Below are 14,923 nucleotides of genomic sequence, written 5' to 3' on the forward strand. Positions count from 1 at the left end.
CATGCGTGGAGGACCTCTTTCCATGACCGATAGCACAAACGCGCCGCTCGACGACGCGGACTATCTCGACGCGGCGCGCACGATCCGCATGCCGATGCCGGGGCGCAAGCGCGAACGCACAGGCGGCGCCGAAGCGCAGGCCACGCCGCAGCCCAAGCCGCAAGCCGCCGAGCCGGCACTCACGCCGCTCGATGCCTCGGCCGCCGGGCGCAACCCGCTGCTGCGGGCGGCCAATCCGCTGCTGGAACTCGCGCTCCCGCTGCGCCGCCTGCCGAGCCATCCGGATCTCGACGCGCTGCGCGCGCAACTGATCCAGATGGTGCGTCGCTTCGAGGCCGACGGCCGAGCGTTCGGCGTGCCCGACACGCAGCTCGGCCCGGCACGCTATTGCCTGTGCACCTTCATCGACGAGGCCATTGCGGCGACGCCGTGGGGTGCAGGGGTCTGGGGCCGCAGGAGCCTGCTCGTGACGTTTCACAACGAGGCCTCCGGCGGCGAGCGGCTTTTCGTCATGTTGCAGCGGCTCGCGCAAACCCCCGCTGCCGATATCGACCTGCTCGAACTGATCTATGTGATGCTCGCGCTTGGCTTCGACGGGCGCTACCGGCTCATGGAAGGCGGCAAGCGGCAGCTCGACGAGATTCGCGAACGCCTTGAACAGATGATCCGCGCGCAACGCGGCCCGGTCGAGCGCGCGCTGTCGCCGCACTGGCAACCCGCGGAGCACGCGCGCGAACGCACGCTGGGTTTCGTGCCGCTGTGGGTCGCGCTGGCGCTGGCGGCCCTCGTGTTGATGGCGACGAGCCTCGTGCTCGGGCTGCGCATCAACGCGTTCTCCGACCCGGTGTTCGAGGCGATGCGCGGCATTCGCGTGGCGCCTGCGCCCGTACTCGCGGCAAAGATGCAGGCCGCGCCGAAATTCGCGTCGGCGCTCGATGGCTTTCTCGCGCCGGAGATCGCGCAAGGGTTGGTCACGGTGGGCGAATCGGGGGACCGCACAACCGTGACCATCAACAACAGCGCCGAAGGCACGCAAATCTTCGCATCCGGGAGTGCCGAACTCGACCCGCATTTTGTGCCGCTCGTGCAGCGCATCGGCGAGGCGCTGGCGGACAAGCCGGGCAATGTCGTCGTGATCGGGCACACGGACGATCAGCGCATCGTGTCGGCGCGCTTTCCCTCGAACGTCGCACTCTCGCAGGCGCGCGCGGAGACGGTGCGCGCGATTCTCGCCGCGCATCTCGCGGACCCTGCGCGCGTGAGCGCCGAAGGCCGCGGCGATACCGAGCCGGTCGCATCGAACGATACCGCGACGGGCCGCGCGCGCAACCGCCGCGTGACGATCGCCATTCTTGCCCCGGGAGCCGCGCCATGAAGTGGATCCAGGGGTTCAAAAGGCCCGCTGTCGTCACGTTTGCGGGTGTACTCGCGCTTTGTGCGCTGGTCTGGTTCGAAGGGCCGCTCGTGGCGTTCAACGGCACGGCGCCGTTCGAGAGCAGCGCCAGGCGCTGGAGCGTGATTGCGCTCATCCTCGCGTGCTGGGCGCTATATTGGGGCGTCCGGTTTGCAAAGACACGCATCGCCAGTTCGACGTTCGTGCAGCGCCTCGTTGCTGATGCGCTCGACCCCGCGAAACACGCACCGGACCCCGCGCGCAAGTCCGCCGACGCCGACGTCGCGGCATTGCGCACGCGCTTCGAAGCGGCGCTGAAGACACTGCGCGAGTCGCGCGCACCAGCAGGCGGTGCGCGCGGCATACGGCGCATGTTCGCGTGGCTCGCGCCCCGCCACGAATCGCTCTACGACTTGCCGTGGTATCTCTTCGTCGGCGCGCCGGGCGCGGGCAAGACGACCGCACTCGCGCATTCGGGGCTGCGCTTCCCGCTCGCGGACCGGCTCGGCGCGCAGGCGGTGGGCGGCGTGGGCGGCACACGCAACTGCGACTGGTGGTTCACGGACCACGCCGTGCTGCTCGACACTGCCGGCCGCTTCACCACGCAGGACAGCCACGAGCAGGCCGATCGCGGCGCATGGCTCGGCTTTCTCGGGCTGCTGCGCAAGTACCGGCCGCGCCGTCCGCTCGACGGCGTGATGGCCGTGGTTTCGGCCGCCGATCTGCTGCAACAGTCCGACGCCGCGCGCGCCACCTATGCCGCCGCAATCCGCGAGCGCCTTTCCGAACTGAACCAGCAACTCGGTGTGCATCTGCCGGTGTATGTCGTCGTGACGAAAACCGACATGCTTGCAGGCTTCTCCGAGTATTTCGACGACTTTGGGCGCGACGAGCGCGAGCAGGTGTGGGGTATGACGTTTCCGCTCGCATCGGAGAACGAGGCGGGCGAAGGCAGTGCGCCGCTCGCGCGGTTCTCCGAAGAGTTCGGCTTGCTGCACGCGCAACTGCAAGGCCGCGTGCTGCAACGCATGCAGCAGGAAACCGACCCGCGGCGGCGCGCGCTGATCTATGCCTTCCCGCAGCAGTTCGCGGGCATCGAGCGCGCGTTGCGGCGGTTTCTCGAAGAGGCATTCGGCGAGTCTCGTTTCGCACGCGCGCCGTCGCTGCGCGGCGTGTACTTCACGAGCGGCACGCAGAGCGGACGTCCACTCGACCGCATGATGAGCGCGATGGCCGCATCGCTCGGCTTGAGCCGCGAGGTCGTGATGGCGGACGCCTCGAGCGGCCGTGCGTATTTCGTCAAGCGGCTGCTGCGCGACGTGATCTTCGCCGAACAGGGCATCGCGGGGAGCGACCCGCGCGCGGTGCGGAGGCGCACGCGCTTTCAGCAGGCCGCAATCGCAGGCATCGCCGTGTTGCTGGCGGCTGGACTGATCGTCCTGATCGCGAGCGATCGCGCAAATCGCCGCTTCGTCGATGAAAGCCGTCAGCAGATCGCGGCGCTCGCCGAGCTTGCGAAGAAAACCAGTGCGGGCGACAGTCCGCTTGCGGTCCTGCCGCTGCTCGACGCCGCGCGCGATTTGCCCGGCGGCGAAGCGGAGCGTGCTTCGCGTGACACGCCGTGGTGGGCGGGCCTGGGTCTCGATCAGCGCCGGAAGCTCGGCCTGGAAGCGCAGCGCCTGTATCAGCGCCTGCTGCGGCAGACCTTGCTGCCGATCGTCGTGCAACGCATGGAGGACGAGCTTCGCCGCGGCAACACGGAAGACCCGGCCACGCTCTATGAAGCCCTGCGCGCGTACCTGATGCTGGGCGACCCGACGCATTTCGACCCGGACGCGCTGCAGGTCTGGGCGCTGCGTACCTGGCGAACGGGTTCGATGAAAGATGCGAGCGACGCGCAGCGCGCGGACATCGAGCAGCATTTGCAGGCGCTGTTCCGGCGTGGCGAGTTCGATTCGAACTTGCCGCTCGATCAGAACCTCATCGCGCAGGCGCGCGCCGTGCTCAATCGCGTGCCGCTCGCGCAGCGCCTGAACGGCCGTATCGATCAGCAACTCGCGCAGCTGCGCCTGCCGGATTTCACCGTGGCGAAAGCGGCGGGGCCGAGCGGGCAGATCGTGTTCGTGAGACGGAGCGGCGCGCCGCTCACGCAAGGCATAGAGGGCGCCTATACGCGTGCGGGCTTCGACGCGTTCGTGCGCTTGCGCGAAGAGGCGCTCGCCAATCTGTCGAAGGACGACTGGGTGCTCGGCGCGGGCCAGACGCATACGGATGCGCAAAGCACCGACGCATTGCGCGCGGCGCTCACGCGGCTCTACAGCGAGGAGGCGATGCGCCAGTGGGACGCGCTGCTTGCCGATATCGCCGTCGTGCCGTTCAGCGCGCCGGATCAGGGCGCGCGCATCGCGAACCTGCTCGGCTCGGCGACTTCGCCGTTGCGCGCGCTGATTCAGGCCGTCGCGCGTGAAACGACCTTCACGCCGCCTGCCGCCGCGCCCGGCAAGCTCGACGCGCTCGAAAAGCGCATCGGCGCGGGAGCGGAGCAGCCTGCCGCGCCGACACCCGTCGATACGCATTTTCAGGCGCTGCACGATCTAGCCGGCGCGGCGCTGGACGAATACATCAACGCGCTCAAGGACGCCGCAGCGACCCTGCAGGCGGAAGACACGGCGCGCAGGCAGTCGCTGCCGCCGCCCGCCACGGGCCCGCTCGACCGCCTGAAGCTGCTCTCGCAGAACGCGCCCGCGCCGCTCGCGGCGGTGCTGCAAGGCGTAGCGGGCGACGCCGATACCGTGCAGATCCAGGGCCAGCGCGCGCAATTGCAAACGCTTTGGGCCACGACCGTCGCGCCCGCGTGCAAGCAGGCGCTCGACGGCCGTTACCCGCTCGTGAGGACTTCGACGCGCGACGCCGCGCCCGACGACTTCGCGCGCGTGCTGGCGCCCGGCGGCTTGATCGACGCGTTCTTCCAGAAGAATCTGCAGAATCGGGTGGATACGTCCGGCGCGGTGTGGAAGTGGCGGCCCGAAGCGAAAGCCCTCGGCATGTCCGACGACGTGCCGGTGGCGTTCCAGCGTGCGGCGACGTTGCGGGATGCTTTGTTTCGCGACGGCGGCCACGACGTGTCCGTGCATTTCTCGGCGAAGGTGGTTTCGCTCGATCCTTCGCTGAAGCGCTTCGTGCTCGATGTCGACGGCACCCAACTGAGCGCGACGAGCGATGCGCCCAACGCCACCGCCGCCTTCCAGTGGCCGAGCGGGAAGGGCACGGGGCAGGCGCATGTCGAACTCGATCCCGCGATGACGACGCCGCCTCGCGCGGACGGACCCTGGGCGCTGTTCCATCTGCTCGACACCGCGCGTATCGAGCAGGCTGGACAGGCCGATCATTTCAATGCGACGTTCGACGACGGCAAGGTCAAGCTCGCGCTCGTTGCCGGCAGCGTGGAGAATCCGTTGCGCGCGGGCGTGCTCACTGGCTTTCGTTGCCCGGCCTCGCTATGAACGCAGCATCTCGAATCGACGCCGGTTTTTACGGCAAGGTCCGCACGCATGGCGATTTCGTCGGACGCGGCCTTTCCGCGGCTTTCGTCGGCCGTTGGGACGCGTGGTTGCAACGCGGTCTGCTGGCCGCGCGCGAACGCCATGCCGGAGGCTGGCTCGAGCGCTATCTGGAGATGCCCGTGTGGCGCTTTTCGGCTCCGCCCTCCGTGATCGACGACTACGCGTGCACCGGCGTGCTCATGCCAGGCATCGACGCCGTGGGGCGCTATTTTCCATTCGTGATCGCGCGGCAAATCGAAGGCGCAGCGCGTGCCGTCGATTCGCGCTGGCACGTCGAGGCATGTGCGCTTGCCCTCTCGACGCTGGCGCCTTCGTTTTCGCTCACGGCGTTCGAGTCGAAACTTGCTACGCTGCACGAGCAGCCAGTCACACTGGCATCGTGCGAGGGCGCCAGCCTGTGGTGGACTCAGGAAGACAGTGCGATGCATCGGCACGAGGGTGCGCTCGATCCGAGCTTGTTCCTGGACCTGCTCGAAGCGTACGACATCGCACGCTAGTTGCTGTCCACATCCCATTCGCGACGCAGCGTTTCGCGGTGCGGCTCCGGCACCGCGTCGAGCAGTTGCGTGTGGAAAGTGCGCAGATCGGTGGCGCGATCGGCGGCGCGGCGCGCCACGATACGGGCGATGGGGCCCAGCAGCGTCGAGAGGCGCGAGGCGGCTTCGTTCACGCTTTCGGCGCTGACTGTCTGCGGGCCGATCGTGCGGGGCGCGCCCGCGCCTACCGGAATCAATAGCGAATCGAAGTCGCGTCGCGCATCGTCGTTGGGCAAGTGGGCGCTCAGGCGTTCGCGCAGCGTATCGATGTTCGTCGCCCCTACGCACGCTCGCCGTACCAGCAGCGACGCCACGGGCCCGACATGGCTCGCCAGGCGCTTCTCCAGATGCGCGACGAGTTCGGGGTCGAGCTGGGTCTGCGTTGGCGGCGTGGGGAGTGGCGCTTCGAGGGCCGCCTGCACAAGCACGGTTCGTTCGGCATCCTCATGGACATCGGCAGCGAGTGCCGCGAGCAGCGCATCGCGCCATTCGCGCGCACCGGCGTAGCGCCCTTGCGGGCGCTTCTCCATGCCCTTCATCACCAGTTCGTCAACGTAGGCAGGCAGGCCGGGCACGAGCGCCGAAGGGGGAGGCGGCATCTCATCGAGAATCTTGTGCATCACGGCGCCCGCCGTTCCCGTGAACGGGCATATGCCGGTGAGCATTTCATAGAGCACGACTGCCGCGCTAAAGAGATCGGAGCGTGCGTCGACAGCGTCGCCGGTGAACTGCTCCGGCGACATATAGCTCGGCGTGCCGAGCAGCGTGCCGGTTTGCGTGAGCCTGGACGTGTCGAGCTGCGCGATGCCGAAGTCCGCGACCTTGCATTCGCCGCGTGGCGAGATCAGCAGATTGGCGGGCTTGACGTCGCGGTGAACGATGCCTGCGCCGTGCGCGTAGTCGAGTGCGTCGAGCAACTGCGCGAACCAGCGCAGGGCGGCCAGCGGATTCATCTGCGTGCCGACGCGCGCGTGCTGCGCGAGATGCGCAGCGAGGGTTTCGCCGCGCACATATTCCATCGTGATGAAGGCGGTGCCGCCCGTTTCGCCATAGTCGTACACCGCAACGATGTGCGGATGGGCGAGACGTCCCGCGGCGCGCGCTTCGTTCAGAAAGCGCGCGGTGAGTTCGTGATCCGCTTCGCCGCCCGCAGGCCGCTGAATAGTCTTGAGCGCCACCTTGCGCTCGATGCGCGGGTCGAACGCCAGATACACCACGCCCATTGCGCCGCGCCCGAGTACGCGCTCGATCACATAGCGGTCGAAGGTCGCGGGGATGTCGGCGGAGTGGGACATCGCTTACGTCTGCTCTTCGTCGAGAATGCGGAACGCTTCGATGAGGCTGGTCTGCATGCGTCCGAAGGACACCGCAAGCGAGGCGATTTCGTCCGATCCGCCCGTTGGCAGCGTGGTCGCGTCGAGCTTGCCGAGGCTCATTTCGTCGGCGGCGCGTGACAGCGCACGAATGGGACGCGTGATCAGCACGTGCATCATCACGTTCATGACGATCAGCACGACCGCAAACACGGCGGTGAGCGAAAGCATGAACGTGCGCCAGACGGCGCGCCCGCGCGCAATGGGCTGCGCCATCGGCACGGACACGAACTCCGCGCCGATCACCTCGTTCATGGCCCAGCCGAAGCCGTTCGAGGTGCCGTACTTCTCGATCATCGTCGCGGGCGCGGCGTTCGGCGTGCTATGGCACTGCATGCAGGCAGTGTCGGTAATGCTGCTGGGCCGCGCGAGGAAGAACGAACGGCCGCCTGGCGCGTCGCGCTGGCCGGTCAGTTCCTTGAGTTCCGGATGATCGTGCAGATGCCGGATGACGTCGGTCTCCCAGTCGGTCGGGCGGTCGCGCGGATTGGTCGGGTTGAGCATCGTGGCGTTGTACGAGAAGTTCGGGAAGTCCTTTCCCAGCAGTTTGAGCATCTCGATAGCCGAAAACGCGGGGATCGATTCGGGCACGAAGCTGTACTTGATTTGCGTGGCGAGCAACGGCGTGACGTGCGCCGCGGTGTAGCTCTGCATCGACGATGCGGCGCTCGCGAGGATATTGGCGTCGTGCGCGGTTTCTTCGAGCGCCTGCTTTTGCAGCAGACGGTCGGAGACCACGCCGATGACCACCAGCGCGATCGCGAAGATGATCAGGAATACCAGGTTGAATTTGACGCTGAGCGAGAGTCCGGGCTTCATGGCAGTGAAGGATCGAGCCTTAGGGATAGCGCACGTTGTGAACGCCCGGGCGCGCTGGCGGATAGAGCAAGGCGCGCCAGTCGGGCAGGGTATTCAGATGCGCTTGAACATCGTGGCGAAATGCACGATCGGTCAGACGCGAGCGAAAGCGTGCGGGAAAGCTCTTGCGCGCGGGCAGCTTGCTGTCCAGCCACCGCGCGACGTCGCCGTAAGTCGCGGCGTGCGAGGGCGGCGCAATGTGTGCGGGCCTGGCGACGGCGAGCGGCTGCAAGGCGTCGCGAAACGCGACCGGCATGGTCGTGACGAAAGCGTCGGTGGGGCGCGCCGATATTTGCACACGGCCCGTGCTGTCGATGCTCGCGAAACGGCCGTTTGGTAGCGACGTGGGCGGCTTAGCCGCTAATGTCTGCGTGCCGGTTTCGCTGAATACGCTGACCGTTTGCGTGTTATCGGGCGCTGCGATGATCGCCGCCGCGCTCGCTCCAATATCGAGCGATCCGGCTTCCGTGTCCACGCGCACCTGGGCACAAGGCGCGCTTGCGCACGCGGCAGCCGCGATCTTCAGCCAGCCGCTGAGCAAGGCCACATGGGCGTCGGCCATGAGCATCGCGCGAGTTCGCGGACCGAGCGCGACGAGCGTGCCGTGCTCGTCCTGCAGATGCGCAACGCCATCACGCGATTCGAGTAGATCGCCGTCGCGCAAGGTGTCGCCCGCCGCTGCCGAAGTCACGCTCGCGCCGCGCACGACGCCGATGGGTGCATCGCTGCTCGCGAGCCGCCAGGCGGCGTGCGCGGGCGATGCAAGCGCCGCCGCGATGACGATGCCCGCTGCCCAGAGGTGCAAACGATGAATCATGCCGAGCCATTGATCGAGGGTTCCTCAACACAACAGCCCGGCGGCGAAATTATTCCGCGCCTGCCTTGGCGCTTATCCGTTATGCGGCGGTACGGCTTCCTGCGCCTCGCTGAATAGCGCGGCCGTATCGAGGTTGGAGATGCGCTTGCCGAGCGCGGCGAGATCGACATCGCCCGGCTGGCCTATGAGCGCGTAAGTCAGCTCGTTCTGCCGCCATGTGGTGACGCCCATCGAATCGACGGTGCGCGAGGCGACCGCTTCGTCCGGGCGCGCGTCCTTCATCACGCACAACGCGATGGGCGGCCCGCTGCGCGGCAGATAAACGATCTGCACGAGCGGCTTGTCGTGAAAGCGCAGGCGCTGCACCGACTTGAAGGTGAGCCCTGCGCTGCTCAGGTCGGGCACGCGCAGCGCGAGACGGTCGTCGCGGCGGATGTCGTCGACGACCCTGGCGGCGAGCGCCGGATCGTCCTGCCGGTAGGCGACGGTCTCCCGCGTATAGAGCTTCTGGTAGCCGACCGCCGCCTTCACCCACGGCGACAGGTCCGATGCGCTCGCGAGTTGCGAGGCGCCGGAGCCCTGGCCCGCAGGCCCGAACAGCGCATCGAAGCGCACGAACTGGCCGGCCAGGAACGCGCCCGCCACGCAGGCCGCCGCGAGCCAGACCGGCACGCGGCGCAGGCGCGATCTCACGGGCGCGGGGGGGTGTTGTTCCGCGGCTGGTATCGCCGCGTCGTTTGCGCTCGAAGACGGTTGCGCGGGTTGCCCGGTTTGTGCGGTTTGTGCGCGCACCCTATCCTCGATGGCAATGCGCAGCGATTCGGGCACGGGCGGCAGCGTTTGCTGAGCGAAGGCGCCGGCGAAATCGACCTGCGAGGTGCGCAGCAGCGTAAGCTTCTTGCGCGCCTCGGCGGACTCGCGCAACTGCGCTTCGATCGCGGCGCGCTCGTCCGGCGACAGGCGGCCGTCCACATAGGCGAGTAACTGTGCGTCGTCGGCAATCATGCGAGTGAGTCCTTCTGCTGCGGGGCGGGCGGCGCCTTGGGCGCTGCACCGCTGAACATGGCGCCGACCGATTGCCGCGCTCGCGAGAGCCGGCTCATCACGGTGCCGATGGGTACCTTGAGCACGTCGGCGGCCTGCTGGTACGTCATGCCTTCGACCGCGACGAGTAGCATCACCACACGCTGGGCTTCGGGCAGGCGCTCGACTGCCTCGATGATCTGGCTGTGCATGAGTTGCGTTTCGGGGCCGTTATCGACGGGATCGGGGAGATTTTCGAGGAAATCGTCGTCCCATTCGAAGCTCGCGCGCTTGCGCACGCTGCGGGCTCGAAGTTCGTTGATCCATGTGGAATGCATGATGGAGTACATCCAGCTCAGGGGAGCCGTGTCGGGTCGAAGCTGATGAGCGCGTTCGAGCCCGCGCAGGCAGGCGCGTTGCACGAGGTCTTCGGCGTCGTGCTGGTCCCCGGACAGGCGCAGCGCAAACGCCCACAGCCGCGGAATCATGGCGGGTAGCATGCCCGGTAAGTCTGTACCGCTCATCGAAGGGTTTTCTCCACGATCCCCGTTCAATCCGGACTGGCGTGCGCTGCGGTCGTGTGCGACCGTCTGGTCAAGGGCGCGCGGCTCGGGCCATTTTGGTGAACTAGAAACGAAACACCTGGCCGTTGGACTTTATTCCATGCTTTCGTTTGGGTTGCGTTTGGGTTGCGTTTGCGCCGCCTTCAGCGGGCTTTGACGCGGGCGTGCGCTTCTTCGCTCGTGCGGCGGTCGAACGACACCGCGTAAGCGGCCGCGCGCGCGGCGAGCAGCGGGTCGTCCGAGGGCGCAATGCCCACCGGCAGCACCGTTGGGTCGAAATTGATGTCGCGGCAGGGGCCGTCGATCTGCGACTGTGCATGCTCGATGACGATGGTACCCGCATCGACGCGGTGCTGCTCGCGTTCGGCGGGCCAGGTCCGGGTGGCATCGTCCACCGGGTCGCCCGCGCCCGCGGGCGTCAGCATGAGGTGCCAGCGCACGGGAGCCGACTTCAATTGCACTTTCAGGTCGTGCGCGAGAAAGTCGGGGTCTCTCGCATTCGAGTTCCGGGTGTCCAGCGCCGCGTAAGGCGTATCGGGCACGACACTCCAGCGCACGAATCGCATGTTGCCGCTTGCGTCAGTGAAGCGAAACGCATCGATGCTGTAATAGCTCGCGTTATAGAACGCGGAGGACGGCGCATGCGCGGCGAGCCAGTCGCGCAGTGCGCGAGTTTCGGGGTGGCTCGCAAAGAACGCGTCGAGTCTCGCGGGGTCGGGACGGCCTGTGAGCGTGTCGTGCTCCATTGCCTCTTGCAGTTCGTAAACCGCTTGCGGCGTGCGCACCGCGAATACGGGCGCGGAATTCATGCCAGTGCGCCATTGCTCGCCGTCGCGCATCGCGAAGCGCAGCGCAAAGCTGCGCACGGTCGTGTCCGCGTCGTCTTCAGCAGGATTGCCGCCGGGCGCGGAGAAGCGACCAATCAACGGCGTGCGTCCGCGCTCGAATACGCTCGCGCGAGAAAGCGCCGTGCCGTTGCCGTTGCTGTCGAAATAGCCGCTCACGCAGATGCCTTTCGCATGATTGCGGCGAAATCCGGGATGCTTGCCGGCTGTGCGTTCGAAGACGTCGATGAGCCGGTCAGGCGTGAGCGCGGCCTGGGCGCCGGGCCAGTGTATCCAGCCCGCGGTCCATGCGAACGCCGCGGCAAATGCCGCTAGCGTGAACGCAATGAATGCGTACCGGACAAGAAGTTGCGAAAGCGAAAGACGGGACATAAATCAGCGCAGGGGCCTCATACAGCCGCTGATGCATCGAAAGGCCCTCTATGAATCTCGTGCGTTGCCGTCGTGCGGCGAGGCCGTTATGGTAATCCGCTTGCGGCTATTCAGTGTGCACTGAACGACGAAGGTATTCCTATGTATCGGTGCCGCGAAGGTCGCGCACCCATCTGATCGACTCGCTCGCGACTACCAAAGACGCGGGCATGGGGATGGGACTGTCGATCTGCAAGTCGATTGTCGAGGCGCACGGCGGACAGATCGAAGCGACTTCGCTGGAGGGGAAAGGGGCGTGCTTCCGGTTTTCGCTGCCTCGAGGCAGGGGCACGCGCGCTTGGACGCGGTGCTGATCGCAGGCGGATGGCCTTAATGGATGCTGGAGCGGGAGACGAGTCTCGAACTCGCGACCTCAACCTTGGCAAGGTTGCGCTCTACCAACTGAGCTACTCCCGCATCTCTGGCTCCCCGACCTGGGCTCGAACCAGGGACCTACGGATTAACAGTCCGGCGCTCTACCGACTGAGCTATCGGGGAATCAAGGAGGCCGGATTGTACAGGAGATTTTTTGATCCTGCAGCTTTTTCCTGACAAATCTCGATGAGGTGTCTTGCGGAAGATTTGTGGCTCCACCGCACCAGGCAAGTCTGGATCTACCCATGGGGCCACGGCTTGTCTATCGTAGGCGGCATCTCAACCCGAACCATCGAGGAAGCCAAACGATGTCCCTTGCCGATGCCGTCAACGACCCTGCCGCCGACAGCGCAGCACCTTCGCAACGCACACGTGTGCGCCGGATCGCGCGGCGCGCGCACTATGATGCGGCGACGCTGAATGCGATTCTTGACGAAGCCTACGTCTGCCACGTCGCCTTCAGCGACGAGCACGGCGTGCATTGCATTCCCACCGCATGCTGGCGCGAAGGCGATCATCTCTATATTCACGGTTCGAACGGCAGCCGCATGCTGCGCCTGGCGGCCGAGGGCGCCGAGGTTTGCGTGACCGTCACGCATCTCGATGGACTCGTGCTCGCGCGCTCGGCGTTCAACCATTCGATGAACTATCGTTCCGCCGTGATTTACGGTGTGTTCGAGGTGGTGACGGAAGAGCACAAGGCTGCCGTGCTCGATGCCTTCATGGAGCACATCGCGCCGGGCCGCAGGCATGAAGTGCGAGCGGGCAATCGCAAGGAACTGGCAGCGACCACGGTCATGCGCATTGCGCTCGCGGAGTCCGTGACGAAGATCCGCGCGGGCGGCCCGAAGGACGACGAGGATGACATGGATCGGCCGGTCTGGGCAGGTGTGCTGCCGTTGACGCTCGCACCGTTGCCGCCCGTAGCCGATACCGCAACGCCGGAGCGCGAGGCTCCGGCTTACGTCAAGGCCTGGTCGAACCGGCAGGACGGCTGACCACGGATTGCGGCGTTCAGCGCGCCGACGTGAGGGCGCGCAGCTTCGCGCGCAGCGGGTCGATGGCAAATTCGCGCGCTCTGCGCAATACGCGCCGAGCCTGCTCCGCGGCAAGAGGAAACTCAATGAGCCTGCCACGCCATGTGAGTACGACGAAATGCGATTCGTACCAGCTCTTATGATTCGACCAACGCTCCTTGTAGCTCGAGAAGTATGGGCGGAAGTCGAAATCACGGCCGTTCGCGAGCGCCCATCGCGCCATGCTGTCGACCAGCAGGTTGCCGACGGAGCGGGCGGCATAGGCCTCGTCATAGGTCGTGATGAAATACTCCAGTCTGCGCGGCCCGGTCAGATTGACGGATGCCGCAATGGGAATGCCGTCCAGTTTGACGAACGAGACCAGTGGAGTCGTAGCGAGATCGGTCCGCCCGGCGAGTTCGATGAAGAAGTCGCGCACGTCGTCGTTCATCAGATAAGGCGCGTCGAGGCCGCGAGATAGCACCCAGTTGCGCTTCGTCGCAAAGAGCCATGTGAGGACCGTTCGGGCGTCTTCGACGTCCTTGCACCAGCCATATTCCACCGCGCCGTCCTCCGAAAGCCGCCTTGCGAGACGTCTCAATGGGCGACGCAGCGAGTCGGGCCTCGTCGCGATGAAGGCGTCGAAGGTGGGGAACCGGGACAGCTCCATGGAGTACCCGGACAGCAGGCGCCAGCGTTCCGGAAGCGCGCGTAAGACCCACGACAGAGGCGCACGCGAGAGCGCCTCGTGAAGGGGGCCGTTGCATTCGACGAAGCGTATCTCCAGCACGTCGGCGTCGACGCTGCGCAACGCATCGACGGCGGCGTCATAGAAGCGCCCGTCGCCTCGATCGGATACGAGCGGGCCGCCATATTCCTCGTTGCTTCCGCAGCCGAGTGCGCGCGCGATCCGGCATGCGCCTTCGCGCGCAATGCACAACGGCCAGAGCGCGACGAGCGCGGCGCCGTCGTAGACGAGCGCGACATTGACCGCCGCGCCGCGCGCAAACGCCTTGGCGGCTGCAAGTTCGCAATAGGCAAACTCGAGTGTCGCCGGACACGTCGTGCAGACGGCCTCCCAGGAAGAGCGCAGTTTCAGGAAGTCCGCGTGGGTGCTGCATACGCGGATCTCGTGGCGAAGACTACCCGTGTTCGCGCGGGCGGTGACGTCGGGAAGGAAAGCAGTCTCGGTCGGTGAGTTTCGCATCATGTTGTCCCGGTAGTCCGATTCAGTGGAGCGCCAATCTCACATTTTCCTTATCGCTATGGACTCCGAACGAGAGATACGTATGATCATCGGAGGCATATCCATATGATCCATCGAAATAACTCGCGCAGCGCGGGAAAGTATTCCGATTGCTTGAAATTGGCGGCGGACGACTAATGCGTGGTGCAATCGCGGTAAGAGGAATGTGGAAGTGCGGTAAAACGCACCGCACCATCGCATGAATTCGCCTGGCCTTCGGCATGAGTTGCCGCTCGATTAGTCGGTTGAATGATCAACCAGGTGGAGATCCGACCGACGACGAACGCGGGCGACTACCGAGCCCGCAAGATTTGATTGTGGGTAGTCGCTCGGTCCCGGTCAGGCGATGGCGGACCAGAGCATGCTGGCGATTGCGACGAGGTAGAAGACAGCCGTGATGATTGCCGCCACGCGTAGCGGCCGGCCGACTGCCGAACTGCCGGTGATAATGACGAGGCTTATCCCGATGCCGATCAGGGCGAGCACGAAGAGTCGCGGCAGCAGGCTCCAGCCATCCAGCCCAACCTTGAAGATCGACCAGCCCAGGGCGGCAACGAACATGCCGAAATACCACCACAGTCCCGCCGAGCGGTTCCATAGCATGAGGATGCCAGCGCCGATCAGTGCAACGCCGGCGACGAAGTAATAAGGCGCGTGGCCCATCCAGGGTATCCACCCGCCCAGCACTGCGAAAGCCGCGCCGACGAGGATGATCCATTCTGCGGTCTCGGCAGGAGACGTCCAGCGGCGGTAAGACATAAAGGTCCCCCAAATGCAGACAAACCGGGCTTTGCAGCGAGCCTTGCTGAGGACCGAAACTGACTCATCGGCTCACCGATGAAGAAGCTCAATGCAAAGTCCCACGTTGATGCTAAGCAGCCGATGTGCCCAGGTCAAGGGTGAT

At 65.9% G+C, this 14,923-nt stretch carries 13 protein-coding genes and 2 tRNA genes; 5 read left to right on the top strand and 10 right to left on the bottom strand.

Annotated elements, in window-relative coordinates; genetic code table 11:
• Positions 1-22: 22 nt before the first annotated feature.
• Genes tssL through tagF form a run of 3 tightly spaced genes read left to right on the top strand, consistent with a single transcriptional unit; the run spans position 23 to position 5,453 of the window.
• Entirely contained in the window at positions 23-1,375 is a 1,353-nt protein-coding gene (tssL, locus tag AB3X99_RS14585; protein WP_368617308.1) for a type VI secretion system protein TssL, long form, read from the top strand.
• Positions 1,372-4,896, top strand: a complete 3,525-nt coding sequence (gene tssM / locus AB3X99_RS14590; RefSeq protein ID WP_368617309.1) for a type VI secretion system membrane subunit TssM — start codon at positions 1,372-1,374, stop codon at positions 4,894-4,896. Before tssL ends, tssM begins: the two co-directional genes overlap by 4 nt.
• Complete coding sequence (gene tagF, locus AB3X99_RS14595; protein ID WP_368617310.1) at positions 4,893-5,453, top strand: type VI secretion system-associated protein TagF; 561 nt, start codon at positions 4,893-4,895, stop codon at positions 5,451-5,453. Before tssM ends, tagF begins: the two co-directional genes overlap by 4 nt.
• Here tagF and AB3X99_RS14600 read toward each other — a convergent pair.
• The 6 genes from AB3X99_RS14600 to AB3X99_RS14625 form a co-directional block, all read right to left on the bottom strand.
• Positions 5,450-6,787 (bottom strand): serine/threonine-protein kinase, encoded by a 1,338-nt coding sequence (locus AB3X99_RS14600; protein ID WP_368617311.1) that lies wholly within the window; start codon positions 6,785-6,787, stop codon positions 5,450-5,452. The two genes, tagF and AB3X99_RS14600, sit on opposite strands and share 4 nt — an antisense overlap.
• Positions 6,788-6,790: 3 nt before the next feature.
• Positions 6,791-7,684, bottom strand: coding sequence for a DUF3365 domain-containing protein (locus AB3X99_RS14605; protein WP_368617312.1), 894 nt, complete (start codon positions 7,682-7,684; stop codon positions 6,791-6,793).
• A gap of 19 nt (positions 7,685-7,703) precedes the next feature.
• Positions 7,704-8,540, bottom strand: a complete 837-nt coding sequence (locus AB3X99_RS14610; RefSeq protein WP_368617313.1) for a hypothetical protein — start codon at positions 8,538-8,540, stop codon at positions 7,704-7,706.
• A gap of 72 nt (positions 8,541-8,612) precedes the next feature.
• Positions 8,613-9,545: an anti-sigma factor gene (locus AB3X99_RS14615; RefSeq protein ID WP_368617314.1), complete on the bottom strand. Its 933-nt coding sequence runs from the start codon at positions 9,543-9,545 to the stop codon at positions 8,613-8,615.
• Positions 9,542-10,087 carry an RNA polymerase sigma factor gene (locus AB3X99_RS14620; RefSeq protein WP_069268879.1) on the bottom strand — a complete coding sequence of 182 codons (546 nt, stop codon included), beginning with the start codon at positions 10,085-10,087 and terminating at the stop codon, positions 9,542-9,544. The genes AB3X99_RS14615 and AB3X99_RS14620 overlap by 4 nt, the downstream gene beginning before the upstream one ends.
• A 182-nt stretch (positions 10,088-10,269) precedes the next feature.
• Positions 10,270-11,343, bottom strand: a complete 1,074-nt coding sequence (locus tag AB3X99_RS14625) for a catalase family peroxidase (protein WP_069268880.1) — start codon at positions 11,341-11,343, stop codon at positions 10,270-10,272.
• Between the two features lie 149 nt (positions 11,344-11,492).
• Here AB3X99_RS14625 and AB3X99_RS14630 point away from each other — a divergent pair, with 149 nt between their 5' ends.
• Complete coding sequence (locus tag AB3X99_RS14630) at positions 11,493-11,696, top strand: ATP-binding protein (protein ID WP_368617315.1); 204 nt, start codon at positions 11,493-11,495, stop codon at positions 11,694-11,696.
• Between the two features lie 27 nt (positions 11,697-11,723).
• On the opposite strand, the gene AB3X99_RS14635 is transcribed toward AB3X99_RS14630, so the two are convergent.
• Positions 11,724-11,799 (bottom strand) — tRNA-Gly (locus tag AB3X99_RS14635).
• 5 nt (positions 11,800-11,804) lie between these two features.
• Positions 11,805-11,880, bottom strand: a tRNA-Asn gene (locus AB3X99_RS14640).
• 185 nt (positions 11,881-12,065) lie between these two features.
• Here AB3X99_RS14640 and AB3X99_RS14645 point away from each other — a divergent pair.
• Positions 12,066-12,755 carry a pyridoxamine 5'-phosphate oxidase family protein gene (locus tag AB3X99_RS14645; protein WP_368617316.1) on the top strand — a complete coding sequence of 230 codons (690 nt, stop codon included), beginning with the start codon at positions 12,066-12,068 and terminating at the stop codon, positions 12,753-12,755.
• A gap of 16 nt (positions 12,756-12,771) precedes the next feature.
• Here the strand turns inward: AB3X99_RS14645 and AB3X99_RS14650 are convergent, their stop codons facing one another.
• Together AB3X99_RS14650 and AB3X99_RS14655 are read right to left on the bottom strand one after the other, a co-directional pair.
• Positions 12,772-13,983, bottom strand: coding sequence for a GNAT family N-acetyltransferase (locus AB3X99_RS14650; protein WP_342947500.1), 1,212 nt, complete (start codon positions 13,981-13,983; stop codon positions 12,772-12,774).
• 375 nt (positions 13,984-14,358) lie between these two features.
• On the bottom strand, positions 14,359-14,778 hold the full coding sequence (locus tag AB3X99_RS14655) for a hypothetical protein (protein ID WP_342947501.1): 420 nt from the start codon (positions 14,776-14,778) through the stop codon (positions 14,359-14,361).
• Positions 14,779-14,923 lie beyond the last annotated feature (145 nt).

Source organism: Paraburkholderia sp. BR10882, from assembly GCF_040948855.1.
Taxonomy (GTDB): domain Bacteria; phylum Pseudomonadota; class Gammaproteobacteria; order Burkholderiales; family Burkholderiaceae; genus Paraburkholderia; species Paraburkholderia nodosa_A.